The 17384-nt window shown below is 64.2% G+C and carries 16 protein-coding genes; 8 read left to right on the forward strand and 8 right to left on the reverse strand.

Annotated features, from left to right (window positions below):
* Positions 1-126: 126 nt before the first annotated feature.
* The 3 genes from H0485_RS02130 to H0485_RS02140 are packed head-to-tail and all read left to right on the forward strand — an operon-like array spanning position 127 to position 2443.
* Entirely contained in the window at positions 127-798 is a 672-nt protein-coding gene (locus H0485_RS02130; RefSeq protein WP_226933710.1) for a cell division ATP-binding protein FtsE, read from the forward strand.
* Positions 795-1706: a cell division protein FtsX gene (locus H0485_RS02135; protein ID WP_226933711.1), complete on the forward strand. Its 912-nt coding sequence runs from the start codon at positions 795-797 to the stop codon at positions 1704-1706. Before H0485_RS02130 ends, H0485_RS02135 begins: the two co-directional genes overlap by 4 nt.
* Entirely contained in the window at positions 1703-2443 is a 741-nt protein-coding gene (locus H0485_RS02140; protein ID WP_226933712.1) for a lysophospholipid acyltransferase family protein, read from the forward strand. Before H0485_RS02135 ends, H0485_RS02140 begins: the two co-directional genes overlap by 4 nt.
* A 74-nt stretch (positions 2444-2517) precedes the next feature.
* On the opposite strand, the gene H0485_RS02145 is transcribed toward H0485_RS02140, so the two are convergent.
* Together H0485_RS02145 and H0485_RS02150 are read right to left on the reverse strand one after the other, a co-directional pair.
* The gene (locus H0485_RS02145; RefSeq protein ID WP_226933713.1) at positions 2518-3477 is read right to left on the reverse strand and encodes an acetyl-CoA carboxylase carboxyltransferase subunit alpha; all 960 of its coding nucleotides are present in this window, start codon (positions 3475-3477) and stop codon (positions 2518-2520) included.
* A gap of 364 nt (positions 3478-3841) precedes the next feature.
* A complete protein-coding gene (locus tag H0485_RS02150; RefSeq protein ID WP_226933714.1) occupies positions 3842-4801 on the reverse strand; it encodes an L-malyl-CoA/beta-methylmalyl-CoA lyase in 960 nt (319 codons plus the stop codon).
* Between the two features lie 223 nt (positions 4802-5024).
* On the opposite strand from H0485_RS02150, the gene dgcA reads away from it, so the two are divergent.
* Positions 5025-5987, forward strand: coding sequence for an N-acetyl-D-Glu racemase DgcA (dgcA, locus tag H0485_RS02155; RefSeq protein WP_226933715.1), 963 nt, complete (start codon positions 5025-5027; stop codon positions 5985-5987).
* Between the two features lies 1 nt (position 5988).
* Entirely contained in the window at positions 5989-6846 is an 858-nt protein-coding gene (locus H0485_RS02160; RefSeq protein ID WP_226933716.1) for a D-amino-acid transaminase, read from the forward strand.
* Positions 6847-6923: 77 nt separating this feature from the next.
* Here H0485_RS02160 and H0485_RS02165 read toward each other — a convergent pair whose 3' ends face one another.
* From H0485_RS02165 to H0485_RS02175, 3 genes are all read right to left on the reverse strand, one after another.
* Positions 6924-7922, reverse strand: coding sequence for a calcium-binding protein (locus H0485_RS02165; protein ID WP_226933717.1), 999 nt, complete (start codon positions 7920-7922; stop codon positions 6924-6926).
* 294 nt (positions 7923-8216) lie between these two features.
* Positions 8217-8537: a DUF1244 domain-containing protein gene (locus tag H0485_RS02170; RefSeq protein WP_226933718.1), complete on the reverse strand. Its 321-nt coding sequence runs from the start codon at positions 8535-8537 to the stop codon at positions 8217-8219.
* Positions 8530-9276 (reverse strand): N-formylglutamate amidohydrolase, encoded by a 747-nt coding sequence (locus H0485_RS02175; protein WP_226933719.1) that lies wholly within the window; start codon positions 9274-9276, stop codon positions 8530-8532. The genes H0485_RS02170 and H0485_RS02175 overlap by 8 nt, the downstream gene beginning before the upstream one ends.
* A gap of 203 nt (positions 9277-9479) precedes the next feature.
* Here H0485_RS02175 and H0485_RS02180 point away from each other — a divergent pair, with 203 nt between their 5' ends.
* Positions 9480-11030, forward strand: coding sequence for a phospholipase D family protein (locus tag H0485_RS02180; RefSeq protein ID WP_226933720.1), 1551 nt, complete (start codon positions 9480-9482; stop codon positions 11028-11030).
* Positions 11031-11063: 33 nt separating this feature from the next.
* On the opposite strand, the gene H0485_RS02185 is transcribed toward H0485_RS02180, so the two are convergent.
* Positions 11064-13571, reverse strand: a complete 2508-nt coding sequence (locus H0485_RS02185; protein ID WP_226933721.1) for an ABC transporter permease — start codon at positions 13569-13571, stop codon at positions 11064-11066.
* Complete coding sequence (locus tag H0485_RS02190) at positions 13568-14236, reverse strand: ABC transporter ATP-binding protein (protein WP_435531466.1); 669 nt, start codon at positions 14234-14236, stop codon at positions 13568-13570. The genes H0485_RS02185 and H0485_RS02190 overlap by 4 nt, the downstream gene beginning before the upstream one ends.
* Before the next feature lie 55 nt (positions 14237-14291).
* Here H0485_RS02190 and H0485_RS02195 point away from each other — a divergent pair, with 55 nt between their 5' ends.
* Positions 14292-15020 carry an arylesterase gene (locus tag H0485_RS02195; RefSeq protein ID WP_226933723.1) on the forward strand — a complete coding sequence of 243 codons (729 nt, stop codon included), beginning with the start codon at positions 14292-14294 and terminating at the stop codon, positions 15018-15020.
* Positions 15021-15037: 17 nt separating this feature from the next.
* Here H0485_RS02195 and H0485_RS02200 read toward each other — a convergent pair whose 3' ends face one another.
* Positions 15038-15658, reverse strand: a complete 621-nt coding sequence (locus tag H0485_RS02200; protein WP_226933724.1) for an enoyl-CoA hydratase/isomerase family protein — start codon at positions 15656-15658, stop codon at positions 15038-15040.
* A 141-nt stretch (positions 15659-15799) separates the two neighbouring features.
* On the opposite strand from H0485_RS02200, the gene H0485_RS02205 reads away from it, so the two are divergent.
* The gene (locus H0485_RS02205; RefSeq protein WP_226933725.1) at positions 15800-17314 is read left to right on the forward strand and encodes a DUF2125 domain-containing protein; all 1515 of its coding nucleotides are present in this window, start codon (positions 15800-15802) and stop codon (positions 17312-17314) included.
* The last annotated feature ends 70 nt before the right edge of the window (positions 17315-17384 follow it).

A 17384-nucleotide genomic window follows, 5' to 3' on the forward strand; every position in this document is an offset into this window, starting at 1 on the left:
ACAATGTGAGCCCGGGCCTTGTCTAATCCTTTGCGCTTGTGCGATTTATGCGCAATTACGTCCCAGAGGCCCCGAAAAGGCCCGGGCAGCCATGGGTGCGGAGATGTCACGAGGGGGCGGGGCGCGGTGATTGCCTTTGAGAATGCGGCCTATAATTACGGCGGGGGCGAGCTGCTCTCCGAGGTCTCGCTGCGGCTGGCACCGGGGTCATTTCACTTTCTGACCGGCCCCTCAGGTGCCGGCAAGACCACTTTCCTGAAAATGGCCTATGCCGAGCTGTTGCCGACCGCCGGTCATGTCACGATTTTCGATCGTGAGGTGAAAGGCCTGTCGCGCGATAATGTGTCGGTCATCCGTCAGCGCATTGGTGTGGTGCATCAGGATGTGCAGTTCCTCGACCATCTGCCGCTTGCCGCCAATGTGGCGCTGCCGCTGACGGTCTCGGGGCGCAAAAATGACCCGCGAGATCTGCAGGATCTGCTCGACTGGGTGGGGCTTGGTCATCTCTCGGATGCCTTGCCCGCCTCGCTTTCGGGGGGCGAGCGGCAGCGCGCGGCGCTGGCACGCTCTATCATCATGGGGCCGGATGTGATCCTGGCGGATGAGCCGACCGGCAATGTCGACTGGGAAATGTCGCTGCGGCTGCTGCATCTGCTGCTGGAGCTGAACCGGATGGGCAAAACCATTGTGGTCGCCACTCATGATATGAACCTGATCCGTCAGGCCAAGGGACAGATCGCGGCCCGGGTGCTGCGGATCTCCAGGCGGCGCATTCAGCTGGCGGGGGCGGATCTGTGAAACTGCCCAATCCGCTCGCGCCGCTTGCCGCGCTTTTGCTGCCCGATGCCCGTTCAGACCGGGTGGTCCCGCCTTCGGGTCATACCTCCTGGCTGACGCTGTTCACCGCCGGGGCCATGACATTCCTTTGCGTTTTCGCGCTGGCTTTGTCGCTGGCTTCGGGGCGTCTGGCGCATCGCTGGTCGGATGCGCTGGCCCGCACCGCCACGATCCGCCTCTCGGCTCCGCCCGAGCAGATGCAGGTACAGACCGATGCGGTGCTGGCGCTGCTGGCCACCACCCCCGGCATCGAAAGCGCCCGCGCGCTGAGCGATGCGGAAAACCGGGCCCTGCTCGCGCCCTGGTTCGGACCGGATCTGCCCATTGAGGAACTGCCGCTGCCGCGCCTTATCGAGGTGATCGAGGCTGATCCGGGCTATGATGGCGAGGGTTTGCGACAGCGGCTCAGCGCCGAGGCCCCGGGCGCGGTGCTCGATGACCATACCCGCTGGCGCCGCCCGCTGGCCGAGGCTGCGGCGCGGCTGCGGCTGCTGGGCTGGATGTCGATCCTGCTGATCGGCACCGCCATGGCGGCAATGGTTACCCTGGCCGCCAGCGCCTCGCTCGAGGCCAATGCCCAGGTGGTGCGGGTGCTGCGCCTGGTCGGCGCCAATGATACTTTCATCGCCCGGGCCTTTGTCCGCCGCTTTACCCTTCGCGCCCTGACCGGGGCAGGGGTGGGGGCGCTGGCCGGGATGATCGGCATCCTGATGCTGCCACGCGCCGATGCCGCCGGGGGGTTCCTGACCGGGCTCGGCTTTACCGGCGCGGGCTGGATTTTGCCGCTGTTGCTGCCGCCCGCGGCCGGAGCGGTGGCCTTTTTTGCCACAAGACGCGCTGCATTGCGCAAGCTGAGAGAATTCCGATGATTGTGATCCGCTGGCTGATGTCGCTGCTGTTCATCATCCAGATGTATCTGATGATGGCAGTGGTCGGCCTGCTCTTCCTGCCCTGGGCTTTGTTCTCTTCGCGGGGCGCGCGTACCGCCTGCCGCTTTTATGCGCGCTGGGTGATCACCAGCGCCCGCCTTCTGTGCGGGCTGCGCACCGAAATCCGGGGCGAGGTGCCGCAGGGCGAGGTGCTGGTCGCCGCCAAACATCAGAGTTTCTTTGACATTCTGGTGATCTTTGCCGCGCTGCCGAAGGCGAAATTCATAATGAAACGCGAGCTGATCTATGCGCCGGTCCTTGGCCAGTATGCGCTGCGTCTGGGCTGTATCCCGGTTGACCGCGGCAAGCGCGGTGCGGCGGTGGCCAAAATGAAAGCCGATGTGGAAAAGGGCCTGGCCGAGCCTGGACAGCTGGTGATCTATCCCCAGGGCACCCGCGTCGCCCCGGGGGTTGTTATGCCCTATAAAGCCGGGATCGGTTTGCTTTATCAGCAGCTTGAGCAGCCCTGCGTGCCGGTTGCCACCAATATTGGCCTGTTCTGGCCAAAACGCGGCATTCTGCGCAGGCCAGGGCTCGCCGTGGTGGAATTCCTGCCCCCGATCGCGCCCGGGAAAAGCGTCTCTGAGGTGATGAAGAGGCTTGAGACGGAGATCGAGAGCAATTCGAACCGGCTGATGGCCGAGGCTGGGTTTGTCTCAGCACCGCCTCAGGCCTGAGAACCGCTTCAGCCAAATAAAGGAAAGGCCCCGCTGATCGCTCAGAGGGGCCTTTCCATATTGGGGGGAGATATTCAGGCCGCGAGGCCTTTGGATCCCATTTCGAGGAATTTCTGGCGGCGGTCTTTGATCAGCGCAGCCGGTTTTTTATCGGCCAGCTCGGCCAGCATGGCCTCAATCGCCTTGCCGACGGCATCGACAGCCTCGGAAGGGGCACGCTGCGCGCCACCAACCGGTTCTTTGATGATGCGGTCGATCACGCCCAGTTTCTGCAGATCCTGCGAGGTCAGACGCAGGGCCTCGGCGGCCTCGCGCATCTTGTCCGAATCTTTCCACAGGATCGAGGCGCAGCCTTCCGGCGAGATCACCGAATAGACCGAATGCTCCAGCATGGCGACGCGGTTGGCCGTGGCAAAAGCCACCGCCCCGCCCGAGCCACCCTCACCGATCACCACCGAGATCAGCGGCACGCCGAGCGAAAGGCATTTCTCGGTCGAACGGGCAATGGCCTCGGACTGGCCGCGCTCTTCAGCGCCCTTACCGGGATAGGCACCGGGGGTATCGACCAGGGTGATCACCGGCAGGCGGAAGCGGTCGGCCATATCCATCAGGCGGATCGCCTTGCGATAGCCCTCCGGGCGGGCCATGCCGAAATTATGCTCGATCCGCGATTTGGTATCATGGCCCTTTTCATGGCCGATCACCATCACGGGACGATCGTTGAACCGGGCGATCCCGCCGAGAATCGCGTGATCGTCCGCAAAGGCGCGGTCGCCCGCAAGCGGGGTATATTCGGTGAAGAGCGTGTCGATATAGGACTGGCAATGCGGCCGGTCCGGATGACGCGCGACCTGACATTTCTGCCAGGCGCTGAGATTCTTATAAAGATCGCGAAGCGCGGTCTCGGCCTTACGGTCGAGGGCTTCTGCCTCTTTTGAGACATCCATGCCGGAATTCTTGCGGGCAAGTGCCCGCAATTCTTCGGCTTTGCCTTCGATCTCGGCCAATGGCTTTTCGAAATCGAGATAGATCATGCGCAGGACCCTCGTTCTGATCGCCCCTATATGGCGACAGTGACACCAAAGTGCAACTAAGCCGCGCAGGCTCATGTCAGGAAGCGGCGAAAGTGGCGGGCCTTCGCCGCCAGATGTCTCAAAGAAAGGGGAAAAGGCGGCAGATTCTGCGTCGCAGGATGCAGCAGGGATCGCCTGAGACAGCAACACCCCGCAGTTTTCACTGCGGGGTGCGCAACTCCCGTCTGCCGCGTGGGGCCTCCCCTCCCCATGGGTCGCGGTGCGGGTATTTCAGAACTGCTGTCTCAGCAGGCTTGGTTGAGGGCAGCTTGCACAATGAAACAGCAATGTGTCAACGGATTCCCTTGCCGGGCGTAGATGATTTTTACCCGGCGTTAATGATTTCAGCCTGACGGACGATCACCTCGGCCTGGCGCATCGAGGCAATGTCGATCAGCCGCCCCTTATAGGTGGCCGCGCCCTGACCGGCAGCCTTGGCCTGTTCCATCGCGGCGAGTATCTCGCGGGCCTCGGTCACGGCGTTTTGTGAAGGGGTAAAGACCTCATTCGCCAGCGCGATCTGCTTTGGATGGATTGCCCATTTACCGACCATGCCAAGCGTGGCCGAGCGCAGCGCCTGGGCACGGAAGCCCTCTTCATCGGAAAAATCGCCAAAAGGCCCGTCGACCGGCAGCACGCCATGGGTGCGGCAGGCGGCAACGATTGCGGCCTGGGCCCAGTGCCAGGGGTCGGACCAGTATTTCGCGCCCTCGCGGTGCATATAGTAATTTTCCTGGGTGCCGCCGATGCCGGTGGTCTGCATCCCCATCGAGGCGGCAAAATCAGCCGCGCCAAGGCTCATCGCGGCGAGGCGCGGCGATGAGGCGGCAATTTCCTCGACATGGGCAATGCCCGCTGCGGTTTCGATGATCACCTCAAGGGTGATGGCCTTCTGCCGGCCCCTGGCCCGCTCGACCGCCGTCACCAGAGCATCGACCGCATAGACATCGGCCGCGCAGCCGACTTTGGGGATCATGATCTGGTCCAGCCGCTCGCCCGCCTGTTCCAGCAGATCGACCACATCGCGGTACCAGTAAGGCGTGTCGAGGCCGTTGATCCGCACCGAAAGGGTCTTCTTGCCCCAGTCGATCTCATTGATCGCCTGGATGATATTCTGCCTTGCGCTGTCCTTGTCGCCGGGAGCGACCGAATCCTCGAGATCGAGATTGATCACATCCGCCGCAGAAGCCGCCATTTTCTCAAACAAGGCCGGACGCGAACCGGGGCCGAACAGCTGGCAGCGGTTCGGGCGGGCGAGGGGGCTGGGCTGGATGCGAAAACTCATGCTGGCAGTCCTGTTGTAATCATGTTTCTTATCATTCACAAAAATCGGTATAATATTGCGCTGCGGCTTGCAAGGAAATGCTGCAGTTGCAGCGTGAATGTTGCGGTCCTTTGTCGGCAGGCCCTGTGCATCCCCTTGCCGGGGCGCGGCATTCTTGCGACAGCTTTCCCGCCCGCAGGCTCCCGGATGGCGCGGCAGGCTCTCACGGGTGATCGGAGGATCGATGATTTCTGTCAGTGCTGAACGCTTCCGCCTCGCGCAGGTCTTTACCATTTCGCGTGGCTCCAAGACCGAGGCCGAGGTGCTGTGCGTGACCGTGTCGCGCGGCGGGGTGCAGGGGCGCGGCGAATGCGTGCCCTATGGGCGTTACGGCGAAAGCCTCGCCAGCGTCACGGCGCAGATCGCGGCGCTGCCCGCCGGTATCAGCCGTGCGGATCTGCAGCAGGCGCTGCCACCGGGGGCGGCGCGCAATGCGGTTGACTGCGCGCTCTGGGATCTGGAGGCGAAGGCCAGCGGCTGCCCGGTCTGGCAACTGGCCGGACTGGTGGCGCCCGGGCCACTGATCACCGCCTTTACCCTGTCTCTCGACACGCCCGGACGGATGGAGGAGCAGGCCCGGCGCAATGCCAGCCGGCCGGTGCTGAAAATCAAGCTGGGCACGCCCGATGATATGCCGAGGCTGGAGGCGGTACGCAGGGGGGCGCCCCGCGCGCGGCTGATTCTGGATGCGAATGAAGGCTGGACGCCCGAGGTCTACCGCGATCTTGCGCCGCGGCTGGTGGCGATGGGTGTGGCGCTGGTCGAGCAGCCGCTGCCGGTCGGCCAGGATGAGGCTCTGGGCGAGATGGAGCGCCCCTTGCCGGTCTGTGCCGATGAAAGCTGCCACGACCGGGCCAGCCTTGCAGCTTTGCATGGCCGCTATGACGTGGTGAATATCAAGCTCGACAAAACCGGCGGGCTGAGTGAGGCTCTGGCCCTGCGCGAGGAAGCTGTAAAACAAGGCTTTGGCCTGATGGTGGGCTGCATGGTCGGCACCTCTCTGGCCATGGCTCCGGCGGTTTTGCTCGCGGGCGGGGCCTCTTTTGTAGATCTTGACGGACCGCTTCTGCTGGCAGAAGACCGAAAACATCCGCTGCGTTATGACCTTTCAACGCTGCATCCGCCCGAAACCACGCTCTGGGGATAAAATGACTCGTACCGTCTATCTGAATGGCACTTACCTGCCGGAAACCGAGGCCAGGGTTTCCATCTTTGACCGTGGGTTCCTGATGGCGGATGGCGTCTATGAGGTGACCTCGGTGCTCGGCGGCAGGCTGATCGATTTCAGCGGCCATCTGATCCGCCTGCAGCGCTCGCTTGATGAGCTGGGGATCAGCAATCCGCTGACATCTGATGAATGGCTGGCCGCGCATCGCGAGCTGGTCGCGGTCAATAAGATCACCGATGGCATGGTCTATCTGCAGGTGACTCGCGGCAATCCGGGCGACCGTGATTTTGCCTGGGGCGAGGGCGTGGCGCCGACCGTGGTGCTCTTCACCCAGGACAAGCCGGGTCTGGCCGATAACCCCCAGGCCCTGACCGGCCTGCGCGTGATCTCGATCCCCGATATCCGCTGGGGCCGCCGCGATATCAAAACCGTGCAGCTGCTCTACCCGTCGATGGCTAAGATGATGGCGAAAAAGGCCGGGGTTGATGACGCCTGGTTCGTTGAGGACGGCAATGTCACCGAAGGGACGTCGAATAACGTCTATATCGTGAAGGGCAATAAGATCATCACCCGCCCGCTGTCGAATGACATTCTGCATGGCATCACCCGGGCCGCCGTGCTGCGCTTTGCCAAAGAAGCCCAGTTCGAGATTGAGGAGCGGCTGTTCACCGTTGAGGAAGCCAAAGCCGCAGATGAGGCTTTCACCACCTCGGCCTCGGCCTTTGTGATGCCGGTGGTTGAGATCGACGGCGCGGCCATTGGCACTGGTAAACCGGGCAGGGTCGCCCCGCGTCTGCGCGAGATCTATCTCGATGAGATGCGTAAAGCCGCGATCTGAGATTGCAGCGGATCTGACAGACCGGAAAGCCGCCTGCCCGCAAAGGGCAGGCGGCTTTTAAAACGCTCAAAATGCGCTTACAGCCCGGCGCGGTTTGCCTGCAGCATCTCAAGGCCGGGGGCCCCGGTCTGGTTCGAGAACCAGAAGTTATTGCTGTCGACCTGTTCAGGGCGGATGCCCTGCAGCAGGATCCTGTCTACCCCGTTGATTGTTACGATCGAATTGCCGCCATCGGCGCGGATCAGCAGTTCAACATCATCGGGTTCCATATCGATATTCACCGCCAGCTCATCCACGCGCGGGTTGAAATCGGTGATGGTCATCATCCCCTCACCCCGGCCGAGCGTATCAAAGACAAACATATCATGGCCCGTGCCCCCGGTCAGGCTGTCGCCGCCATCGCCGATCAGCTCATCATCGCCAGCGCCCCCGAACAGCTGATCGGGATCCGTGCCGGACTGGGTGTCGACCGCGTAAAGCAGGTCATTGCCGAGGCCGCCATAGAGGCTGTCGCGGCCGGCATGAGACAGCAGCGCATCATCGCCCTCATCGCCGTAAAGCGTGTCATCGCCGCTGCCGCTGATCAGGATATCGTCCCCGGTGCCGCCATGCGCCAGCAGATCACCATCGGCCCCGCCGGCATTCAGCAGATCCTGGCCACCGCCAAGGAAGATCTGATCATTGCCATCTCCGGCCCCGACCTGCGCGCGGTCATCGCCCTCGCCGCCATAGACGATATCATCGCCCCTGCCGCCGCTGAGAAAGTCATTGCCGATGCCGCCCATCAGCGAATCTGTACCGGCCCCGCCATAGAGCTGATCCGGCCCGGCCCCGCCATGCAGAGAATCATCGCCCTCGCCGCCGTAAAGCGTATCCGCCCCGTTATTGCCCAGCAGCGTGTCATTGCCGGCATAGCCATGGAGCTGCTCGGCATCACCATCGCCCTGCAACAGGTCACCTTCGGGGCTGCCCTCGCTCTGCGTAGGGGAGGAGGTGTCTTCTTCTTCGTCATCATCTTTCAGCGCGACGACGGCACCAGCAGCAAGCAAAAATGGCAGAAAAAACAGTAATTCCATCAGGCGGCCTCCCAAAGGCACAAGTCTCGTGAAATATCTCAGTGCAATACGGTGACACTTTGCGGAGGGAGGTTGCCTCTGTCAAATTCCCGGGCCAAAACCGGGGAGATTTCAGTGGTTTCCCTGGAAATTCTGCGTTTATCCCGGGTTTTGTCGCCAAAGTGGAAACCTGGTCGCAGGGGCTGCAGGAGGGCAGCTCCGACAATAGCAGTAAGGCGCAACCCCGGGCGGGGTCGCGCCTCTGATCGGGTAATCAGGGGGTGCCTGACTGATTCGCAAAAGCGCCTCAGCGCCTCAGCCCCTCGGCGCCTCGGTGACATTGCGGCGAAACGCTTCCTGAAAGGCCTCATGTTTGCCGGCATCGGCCTCGGTCTGATGTTTTTCCAGCCAGTCGGCATAGGGCATGCCATAGACGATCTCGCGCGCCTCGTCCTTGGAGAGGGGGATATCGCGCCCGGCCGCCGCCTCCTGATACCAGCGGCTCAGGCAGTTGCGGCAAAAGCCTGCGAGAGTCATCAGATCGATATTCTGCACATCCGGCCGGGCCTCCAGCAGATGCCGCATCAGGGCGCGGAAGGTTGCGGCCTCCAGTTCGATACGGGTCTGGTCATCCATGTTCGGCCTCCTTCAGGGCTGCTTCAATCACCGGCGCAAGACGCGCCGCCCAGGCCGCACAGGCCGCAGGCGTGGTGATCAGGTCATTGCGGACCTCAATCAATGTGTTCTGGCGGCCGGGGACAAGGGCATGGCGCTCAATCGCATCGCCGGGCAGATGGCCGGAATAGGGTTCGTTATCGCCGATAGAGAGCGCTGGATCGGCGCGCAGGTGCCGGATCAGCGGCAAAGACAGCCGGCTGTCGAGATGCGAATGCAGCACGCCGATCTGCCAGGGCCGCTCAGCGCCGCCGCGCAGGCGCGGGGTGAAGCTGTGAATGGCGATGATCACCGTATCGGCCCGCCGGGCCGCCAGCTGCGCCAGCGCCGCGTGATAGGGCCGCCAGAGCCGGGCCAGACGCTCTTCAATCCCGGCTTCGCTGATCCGGCGATTGGCGGGAATGACCGAGCCGTCATACAGGCGCATCACCAGGGTCGGATCCTCCTCGCCGCGATTGGGATCGATCACCAGACGCGAGAAATCTGAGCAGATGACCGGGCTGTCCAGAAGCCGCCCCAGCGCCGAGGCCACCCCCGCCGCGCCCGGATCCCAGGCAATATGGCGCTGCATATCCTCGGAGGGCAGGCCCAGATCCCCGCCATTCACCCAGTCCGGCACCCGGTTGCTGGCATGGTCACAGGTGATCAGCCAGCGCCCCGGGCGGGCCTCGCCCTCAATGTGAAAGGCCTCATCCTGCATGAACCTGATCCCGTCTCTGCCTGTGCCAAAGCCCATTCTCGTGTCGCATGCAGGCAAAGGGGTCAAGAGGCGAGAGCGGGATCAGGGCCGGGCCTGCGGCCGCCGGGCGCTCCGAAGTTCAGGCCCATAGTGGCCGGGCCGGAGCGGGATTGACGGCGACTGCCCTGCGGGTGTCTGTTTGGCGCGACAGGGACAGGCCGTTAATGCCACATTGGGTTATCATGCTGCTGATTGCCGGGGCGGGTTTTAGCCTCGCTTCGCTGCTGGCGATTTCTGCCTGGGGCCGCTTTGCCCGGCTTGCGCGGGGCGAGCCCTCCTATAGCCTGGAGGCGGGCAGCGGCAGCGCATTGGATCAGCGCCTCGCCGCGCTCAGCGCCGCGCATCCCGATCACACTGGACTGGTGCTGCTCGAGGAAAATATGCCCTCCTTTGCCGCTCGGGTGGCCATGGCGCGTGAGGCCGCCCGTTCGCTCGATCTGATGTATTACATCTGGAAAGAGGATCTGACCGGCAGTCTGCTGCTGCGCGAAGTGATTGCAGCTGCCGACCGGGGCGTGCGGGTGCGGCTTTTGCTCGATGATATCGGGGTGGAGGCCGATGACCGCACCTTCCGTGCCCTGAGCAGCCATCCGCAGATTGAGCTGCGGCTGTTCAACCCGACAAGGGCGCGCAAGGGCGGGCTGAGGCGTGGGCTGGAGATGATGCTGCGCGCCTTCAGCGTGACGCGGCGCATGCATAATAAGGCGATGATTGCCGATGGGCGGCTGGTTATCCTCGGCGGCCGCAATATTGCCGATGCCTATTTCGATGCCTCCGAGGTTTCTTACTTCCGCGATATGGACCTGCTGGCGCTGGGCCCGGTGGTGGCACAGACCGCGCAGATGTTTGATGAGTACTGGAACAGCGAGGTGGCGCTGCCGGCGCGCAATCTGCTGCCCCGGGACGAGCGCGAGGACTGGCTTGGCCGGTTGCGGGACCGGCTTGAGGCCCTGGCCGGTTCCGCGATCAGCGCCCGGTTTCGCGAGGCGGTTGCAGGCGAAACCGCTCTGCCCGGCCGGGAGGGGCCGGAGATCTACTGGTGCGACGGGGTTGAGCTGGTGGCCGATCCGCCGGAAAAAACCCTGGGCCGTAAGGGCGAGAACTGGATGATGCAGAGCCTCTATCCGCTGCTGCGCGGGGCAAAGCAGAGCATCACCATCACCTCGCCCTATTTCGTGCCGGGCAAGGCCGGTGCGGCTGAGATGGAGGCTATGGTTGCCGGGGGCATCCGTTTGCGGGTGCTGACCAATTCGCTGGCGGCGACCGATGTGGCGATGGTGCATGGCGGCTATGCCCGCTACCGGCGCCGGCTGGTTCAGGGCGGGGTGCAGCTTTATGAGATGCGCCCGGCTTTGCGGCGCGGGCGCAAGCGCATGTCGTTTCGTGGCAAGGCCCGGGCCAGCCTGCATACCAAGGCTTTCACCATTGATGGCGAGACCGGCTTTATCGGCTCGCTGAATTTCGACCCGCGTTCCAGCTCGCTCAACACCGAAATGGGGCTTTTGTTTCGCCATCAGGCGCTGATCACCCGGATGGAGCAGATCTTCACCGAAGAGATCAGCGGGCTTTATTCCTATGAGCTGGGGCTGAACGCCCGGGGCGGGCTGCGCTGGCAGGCCGCTGGCCGGGATTTCCCGCGCGAGCCGGAGGCCGGGATCTGGCGCCGCGCTGTGGCGCTGGCCTGCCGTTATCTGCCGCTGGAATCGCAGATGTGATCCGGGCGGGGCCAGACCCCGCCCAAGGGGGCATCAGCCCTCAGATCGCAGCACCCGCGCCGGGCGCACCCGCAGCGAGCGCAAAGCAAAGAACAGACCCGCCAGCAGCGTGGCAAGGATGCCGCCGAGGATGATCGCCATGGCCGAGACCGGCTCGAAGCGGAAGCTGGCCTCCATCACGAAACGCATCACCGCCCAGGCCGAAGCCGCCCCGGCAAAGACCGCGACCAGCCCGGCTGCGCCGCCGAGCAGCACCGAGCGCAGGGTGAAACTGGCAAGGATCCTCGCCCGGCTGGCCCCCAGCACTTTCAGCAGCGCCGCCTCATAGACCCGGGCGCGCTCGCCCGCCGCAGCGGTGCCGATCAGCACGGCAAAGCCGGTCAGGATGGTGCCCGCCGCCGCCCAGGCGGTGGCCCGGGCAATCGCGCCGAGCGCATCGCTCACCTGGTCCACCGCCTCGCGGATGCGGATCGCGGTGACATTGGGCCAAGTGCTGGTCACCGCGCGCAGGATCGGCGCCTCAGCCTCGGGCGGGGCGTAGAGCGTGGCAATATGCGAATGCGGTGCGCCTTGCAGCGCTGCCTCATTCATCACGATGACAAAGCCCATGCCCGCCGAAGAGAAATCCACCTCGCGCAGTGAGGTGATGGTGCCGGTGATATCGCGGCCCAGTACATTGACCGTCAGCTGATCGCCTAAGGTCAGGCCCAGCTCGCCTGCCTCTTTCGCGGCCATGCTGATCTGCGGATCGCCGCTGTAATCCGGAGCCCACCAGCTGCCGGCGGTCAGGGTTGTGCCCTCGGGCAAAGCCCCGGCATAGGAAATGCCCCGGTCGCCGCGCACCACCCAGTGCTCGCCCGCCACCTCACGCGCCGGGCGGCCATTGATCTGCGAGACCACGCCGCGCAGCATCGGCGCGGTCTGGTAAGCGCTGACCGCAGGGGCAGATTTCGCCATATCGATAAAGCCGCCGATCTGATCGGGCTGAATATCGACAAAGAAAAAGGCAGGGGCGCGCTCGGGCAGGTCGCGGTCGATTGCCATGCGCAGATTGGCCTCGATCTGACCAATCGCCGCCAGAACCGAGAGGCCAAGGCCAAGCGACAGAACCACCGGCAGCGCCTCGCTGCCCGGCCCGCCGATAGCGGCGAGGGCGGCGCGCAGGGCCGGGCGGCCCCGCACCAGCCTGGCGCGGGCAAGACGACGGGCAAAGCGGCGGATCGCCCAGGCGGTCAGCGCCAGCAGCGCCAGCGCCGCGAGGATGCCGCCTGCGGTGCCAAGTGCCAGTTCGGGGATGCCCGAGCGCAGGACTGCGGTTGCGAGGAGCAGCAGGACCAGCCCCGCCAGCACCGCCAGCCAGCGTTTGCGCGGCCAGCCGCGCGACCCGCCCCGGTACAGTGCAGCAGCGCGGATTTTCTCGGCCTGGGCCAGCGGCAGCAGGGTGAAGATTAGCGCGGTCAGCAATCCGTAGAACGCCGCTTCGGCCAGAGCGGGCGCGGAAAGGGTGATGCGGGCCGGGAAGGGCAGCGAGGCCTCAATCCAAGGGGCGGCGATCAGCGGCAGCCCGGCGCCCAGCACCAGGCCGAGCACTGTGCCGGTCAGGGCAATGGCGGCGATCTGGATCAGATAGCTGCGGAAAATCAGCGAGGAGGGCGCGCCCAGGGTCTTCAGCGTGGCGATGGTTTTTTCCTTGCCCTCAAGCCAGGCGCGCACCGCTGCCGAAATGCCAACCCCGCCGACCGCCAGCCCGGCGAGGCCAACGAGCACGAGGAAAGACCCCATCCGGTCGATAAAGCGCTCAATCCCCGGCGCAGGGCGGCGCTTGTCGCTCCAGCGCAGACCTTTGTCGAGGAAACCGGCTTTCGCCTCCTGCTCCAGCGCCTGCAGATCGGCGGCGGGCGGCAGAGCGAGGCGGTATTTGGTCTCAAACAAACTGCCGGGCGAGAGCAGGCCCGAATCCCGCAGGCTGTCGGTTGCCACCAGGGTGCGCGGGCCGAGCGAGAAACCTTCGGCGCCACTGTCGGGCTCGGCGGTCAGGGCAGCCATCAGGATGAAGCTCTGCGTGCCAAGCCGGAAGCTTGCGCCGGGGGCCAGCCCCAGCCGCTCGATCAGCAAAGGATGCATCACTGCGCCGGGCAGGCCCTCTTTGCCGGCCAGGGCTTCGGCGAGCGGCATGGCAGGCTCCAGCAGCGCCTCGCCATAGAGCGGCCAGTTGCCATCGACGGCTTTCAGCTGGGTCAGCGCCTGATCGCCTTCGGTCAGCACCATCGAACGGAAATCGACGATCTCGGACACCCGGTCAGCATGCGCGGCCATGAAGGCGCGTTCCTCGTCCGAGGCAAAGCGATAGGTGAAGCGCATCTCGGCATCCCCGCCGAGGATCACGCTGCCCTGATCGGTCAGCCCCTGCTGGATCGAGGCGCGCAGCGTGGCTACCCCGGCAATCGCCGCCACGCCAAGCGCGAGACAGATCAGAAAAACGCTGAGGCCACGCAGGCCGCCCCTCAGCTCGCGCCGGGCAATCCGGAAGGCAAGGCTCATGCGCGGACCTCAGAGGCCAGCTGCCCGTCCTGAAGACGTATCACCCGGTCACAGCGCGCCGCCAGTTCCGGCGCATGGGTCACCATGATCAGGGTGGCGCCGTCGCGGTCGCGCAGCGAGAACAGCAAATCCATGATCGCCTGACCATTCACCCCGTCGAGATTGCCGGTCGGCTCATCGGCCAGCAGGATCGGCGGGCGTGGCGCGATGGCGCGGGCCAGCGCCACGCGCTGCTGCTCGCCGCCCGAAAGCTGCGCCGGATAGTGATCGCCGCGATGGCCGAGGCCGACGGCAGCCAGCTCGGCCGCGGCGCGCTCAAAGGCATGTTTCTCGCCGCCAAGCTCCAGCGGCAAAGCCACGTTTTCCAGCGCCGTCATATTCGGGATCAGGTGGAAGGACTGGAACACCACCCCCATATGTCGGCGGCGAAAGGCGGCCAGGGCATCCTCATCCAGCGTGCTCAGATCATGGCCGAGCGCCTCAATCCGGCCGCCCGAGACGGTTTCCAGCCCGCCCATCAGCATAAGCAGCGAAGATTTGCCCGAACCCGAAGGGCCGGTCAGGGCGAGGGTTTCGCCCTGGTTGACCTTCAGCGTGATGCCTTTCAGGATCGCCACCGGTCCCGCATTGCCCTGCAAGGTCAGCGCAACATCGCTCAGCGACATCACGGGTGCTGCGGTGAGAGCCGGAGCAGGCACAGACGAGAGGGTTTGAACGGTCATGCGGTACTTTCTGCGGCAGCTGGGTTTCTTCGGATATGGCCTGGCCCGGGCTTTGCGCAACCTCACGTTTGCGTCAGGCCTGGTGTTTCTGGGCTCTGTGGCCGCGCGCGCCGAGACCGGGGCTGAGAGGGGGGCCGAAACCGGGCCGGTGGTGCTGCTCGCCTTTGGCGACAGCCTTACCGCCGGATATGGGCTGAATGAGGGCGAGGGGCTGGTGCCGCAGCTGCAGGCCTGGCTGACCACGGCGGGGGTCGGGGTCACGCTGCAGAATGCCGGGGTTTCGGGCGATACCACGGCGGGCGGGCTGTCGCGGATCGACTGGGCGCTGGGGCCGGAAGTTGATGCGCTGATGGTGACGCTGGGCGGCAATGACATGCTGCGCGGCCTGCCGGTCGCCGGGGTGCGCAGCAATCTTGCAGGTATCCTGAAAGCGGCAAAGGCACGCGGCCTGCCGGTGCTGCTGGTTGGCATGAAAGCGCCGCTGAACTGGGGGCCGGAGTATAAGGCTGGTTTCGATGCGCTTTATCCCGAGCTGGCGGCGGAATATGGCGCAGCACTTTACCCCGATTTCTTCACCGGCCTGCTGGCCAGCGGGGCCGATCCTGCCGATCCGGCCTCGATGGCGCGTTATATGCAGGGCGATGGCATTCACCCCAATAAAGCGGGGGTAAAGCTGATCGTTGAGGGCCTCGGCCCGGCGGTACAGGATTTTCTGGCCGCGAACTGAGCAGGATCAGAGCAGGATCAGAGCGGTGGCAATATCGCCTTGATCGCCGCCACATGGGCCGGACTGGCCTGTATCACATCGCCTGCGAAGCTGAGGGCGGCATCGGTCAGGCCTTCGCGTGGGGCGATATGATCGATCAGCACCATGGCAAGGGCCTCTCCGGCGCTGAAGCGTTCGCCGCATAGCAGCAGCCGGCGGCAGCGTGCCGGGCCGATCAGCGCCGTCAGCCTTTGTGCATCGGCGGCCTGTGGCAGATAACCGCGCTGCATCACCGGATAGAAAAACTGCGCCTCTGCCACTGTAAGGCGGATATCGCAGGCAAGCGCCATGCCAAAGGCCCCGCCTGCCAGCGTGCCGTTCAGCGCGGTAATGGTCAGCCCCGGAAAGGCCGCGAGGGCCGAGGAGGCCTGTTCCCAGATCCTTTCAGAAGCGAGGCCCTGTGCCACTTCGCCAAGATCGGCCCCTGCTGAGAAAACCTTGCCCGTGCCGGTCAGGATCAGCAGCTTTGCCCCTGCCTCGCGGGCTGCGCCGACCGCAGCGATCACCGCCTCCAGCATCGCCCGGTTCAGCGCATTGGCCTTTTCCGGGCGGTTCAGGGTGATGATATGACAGGCCCCGCGCGTTTCGACAGCAATCATCGGTCAGGTTTTCCTTATGCGACACCAGGGCAGAACGGGCTTGCGTGATCGGTGCTTTGTGATCAGAGCGCTGTCAACCGCACTTGACGCCCGCCGGATGGCGAAGGACGATGCGGCGATTGATTTTATGTGAGGCCGGTTATGAAACACTGGACGCTTTCTGCTTCCACTGCAGTTATTTTACTGTTCCAGGCGGGCGCTGCTTTCTCGATCACCCCTGAGGAGGTCTGGGAAAGCTGGAAAGCGCAGACAGTCGGAACCGGCGTCACTCTCACGGTGGAATCGGAAGACCGCAACGGCAGCTCGGTTGAGATAAAAGGCCTGCGCTCGACCTTTGCCGATGGCTCGGGCGGTCAGCTCATCACCGAGGTTGACAGCCTGGTGCTGTCAGATCGCGGCGATGGTACGGTTGAGGTGAAAACCTCCGAGACCTGGCCGCTCTACTGGGTAGAGCCGGGCGAGCCTGCCGATAAACCGAAAGTCGAGATGAAGATCAGCCAGCCCGGCGCGGTGGTGATTGCCTCGGGTACGGCAGAGGCAACGAAATACGATTTCACCCTGCCAAAGCTGCAGCTCGAGCTGGTCCGTTCGCTTGACGCGCAGGGCCAGCCCGAAACGGTGCAGCTCAGCGCCACGGTGGCCGATCTGGCCGGTGACTACCTGGTCTCGGCCCGGCCCGATGGCGGCTTCGGGCTGGAAAGCACCATCCGCTCGGGGGCGATTGCTCTGCGCGGCAGCGGCACTGAGAATGACGAGCGGTTTAACGTGGTGTTTGATCTGGCCGGGATCAGCGGGAAATCCTCGGGGGTCTTCATCGACCCGGCGCTGATGAGCGATATGGCCCAGGCCATTGCCGCAGGGTTTGAGGTCGCCAGCACCAGCGAAGCCGGGGCGATGAGCTTTGCCGTGGAACTGGAAAAAGCGGGGGAAATCTCGACCCTCAGCGGCAAAATGGAAGCGGGCCGGTTCCATACCAATATCAACAAAGAGCGCCTCGATTACGGCCTGTCGCTGCTGGCCGGTGAATTTGCCGGGACGTTGCCGGAAACCGGCATTGCCTCGGGCGATGTTTCATTCAGCGAGATCGCTTTTGGCTTTGATCTGCCGGTGGGGGTCTCGGAAACGGCCTCGGATTTTGCCGCCCTCGTGCGGCTTGCCGAGCTGAAATTCTCGGATGAGATCTGGCAGAGTTTTGATCCGGCCGGGCAGCTCGGGCGTGATCCGATCACTGCGGTGCTGGATCTGACCGGCAAAGGTGCCTGGCTGACCGATATTTTCGCCGGGCAGTCGCTGGATGATCTGACCGAAACCCCGGAGCTGCCGATGCGGCTCGAAGCGCTGAACCTGGCGCAGCTTTTGCTGAAGCTGACCGGGGCCGAGGTGAAAGCCAATGGCGCGCTGACCTTTGATAACAGTGATACAGTCACCTTTGGCGGCATCCCGGCCCCAAGCGGCACGATCACCGTAAATCTCTCGGGTATTTCGGCATTGCTCGATAAGCTGGTGGCCTTCGGAGTGATCGATGCCAGCGATCTGACCGGCGTGCGCATGGGCCTGGCGATGTTCACCCGTCCGGGTGCCGGCCCCGATCAGCTGATCAGCGAGATCGAATTCCGCAATAAGGGCCTGTTCGTGAATGGCCAGCAGATCATGTGAGATCTGAACGCGCGACGGGGCTGTGCCAGCCCGGGCCCCGTCGCGCTTCCTTGCTGTCCGGGCTGGCCGA

This window comes from Pseudogemmobacter faecipullorum (assembly GCF_020539525.1).
GTDB lineage: Bacteria > Pseudomonadota > Alphaproteobacteria > Rhodobacterales > Rhodobacteraceae > Pseudogemmobacter > Pseudogemmobacter faecipullorum.

What these genes read in the sequence shown, in the direction of transcription:
- H0485_RS02165 (WP_226933717.1), bottom strand. Translation starts at nt 7,922, where the DNA reads ATGGAATTACTGTTTTTTCTGCCATTTTTGCTTGCTGCTGGTGCCGTC.
- H0485_RS02190 (WP_435531466.1), bottom strand. Translation starts at nt 14,236, where the DNA reads ATGTCGCTGAGCGATGTTGCGCTGACCTTGCAGGGCAATGCGGGACCG.
- H0485_RS02160 (WP_226933716.1), top strand. Translation starts at nt 5,989, where the DNA reads ATGACTCGTACCGTCTATCTGAATGGCACTTACCTGCCGGAAACCGAG.
- H0485_RS02145 (WP_226933713.1), bottom strand. Translation starts at nt 3,477, where the DNA reads ATGATCTATCTCGATTTCGAAAAGCCATTGGCCGAGATCGAAGGCAAA.
- H0485_RS02180 (WP_226933720.1), top strand. Translation starts at nt 9,480, where the DNA reads ATGCCACATTGGGTTATCATGCTGCTGATTGCCGGGGCGGGTTTTAGC.
- H0485_RS02200 (WP_226933724.1), bottom strand. Translation starts at nt 15,658, where the DNA reads ATGATTGCTGTCGAAACGCGCGGGGCCTGTCATATCATCACCCTGAAC.
- H0485_RS02140 (WP_226933712.1), top strand. Translation starts at nt 1,703, where the DNA reads ATGATTGTGATCCGCTGGCTGATGTCGCTGCTGTTCATCATCCAGATG.
- H0485_RS02150 (WP_226933714.1), bottom strand. Translation starts at nt 4,801, where the DNA reads ATGAGTTTTCGCATCCAGCCCAGCCCCCTCGCCCGCCCGAACCGCTGC.
- H0485_RS02170 (WP_226933718.1), bottom strand. Translation starts at nt 8,537, where the DNA reads ATGGATGACCAGACCCGTATCGAACTGGAGGCCGCAACCTTCCGCGCC.
- H0485_RS02175 (WP_226933719.1), bottom strand. Translation starts at nt 9,276, where the DNA reads ATGCAGGATGAGGCCTTTCACATTGAGGGCGAGGCCCGCCCGGGGCGC.
- H0485_RS02195 (WP_226933723.1), top strand. Translation starts at nt 14,292, where the DNA reads ATGCGGTACTTTCTGCGGCAGCTGGGTTTCTTCGGATATGGCCTGGCC.
- H0485_RS02205 (WP_226933725.1), top strand. Translation starts at nt 15,800, where the DNA reads ATGAAACACTGGACGCTTTCTGCTTCCACTGCAGTTATTTTACTGTTC.
- H0485_RS02185 (WP_226933721.1), bottom strand. Translation starts at nt 13,571, where the DNA reads ATGAGCCTTGCCTTCCGGATTGCCCGGCGCGAGCTGAGGGGCGGCCTG.
- dgcA (WP_226933715.1), top strand. Translation starts at nt 5,025, where the DNA reads ATGATTTCTGTCAGTGCTGAACGCTTCCGCCTCGCGCAGGTCTTTACC.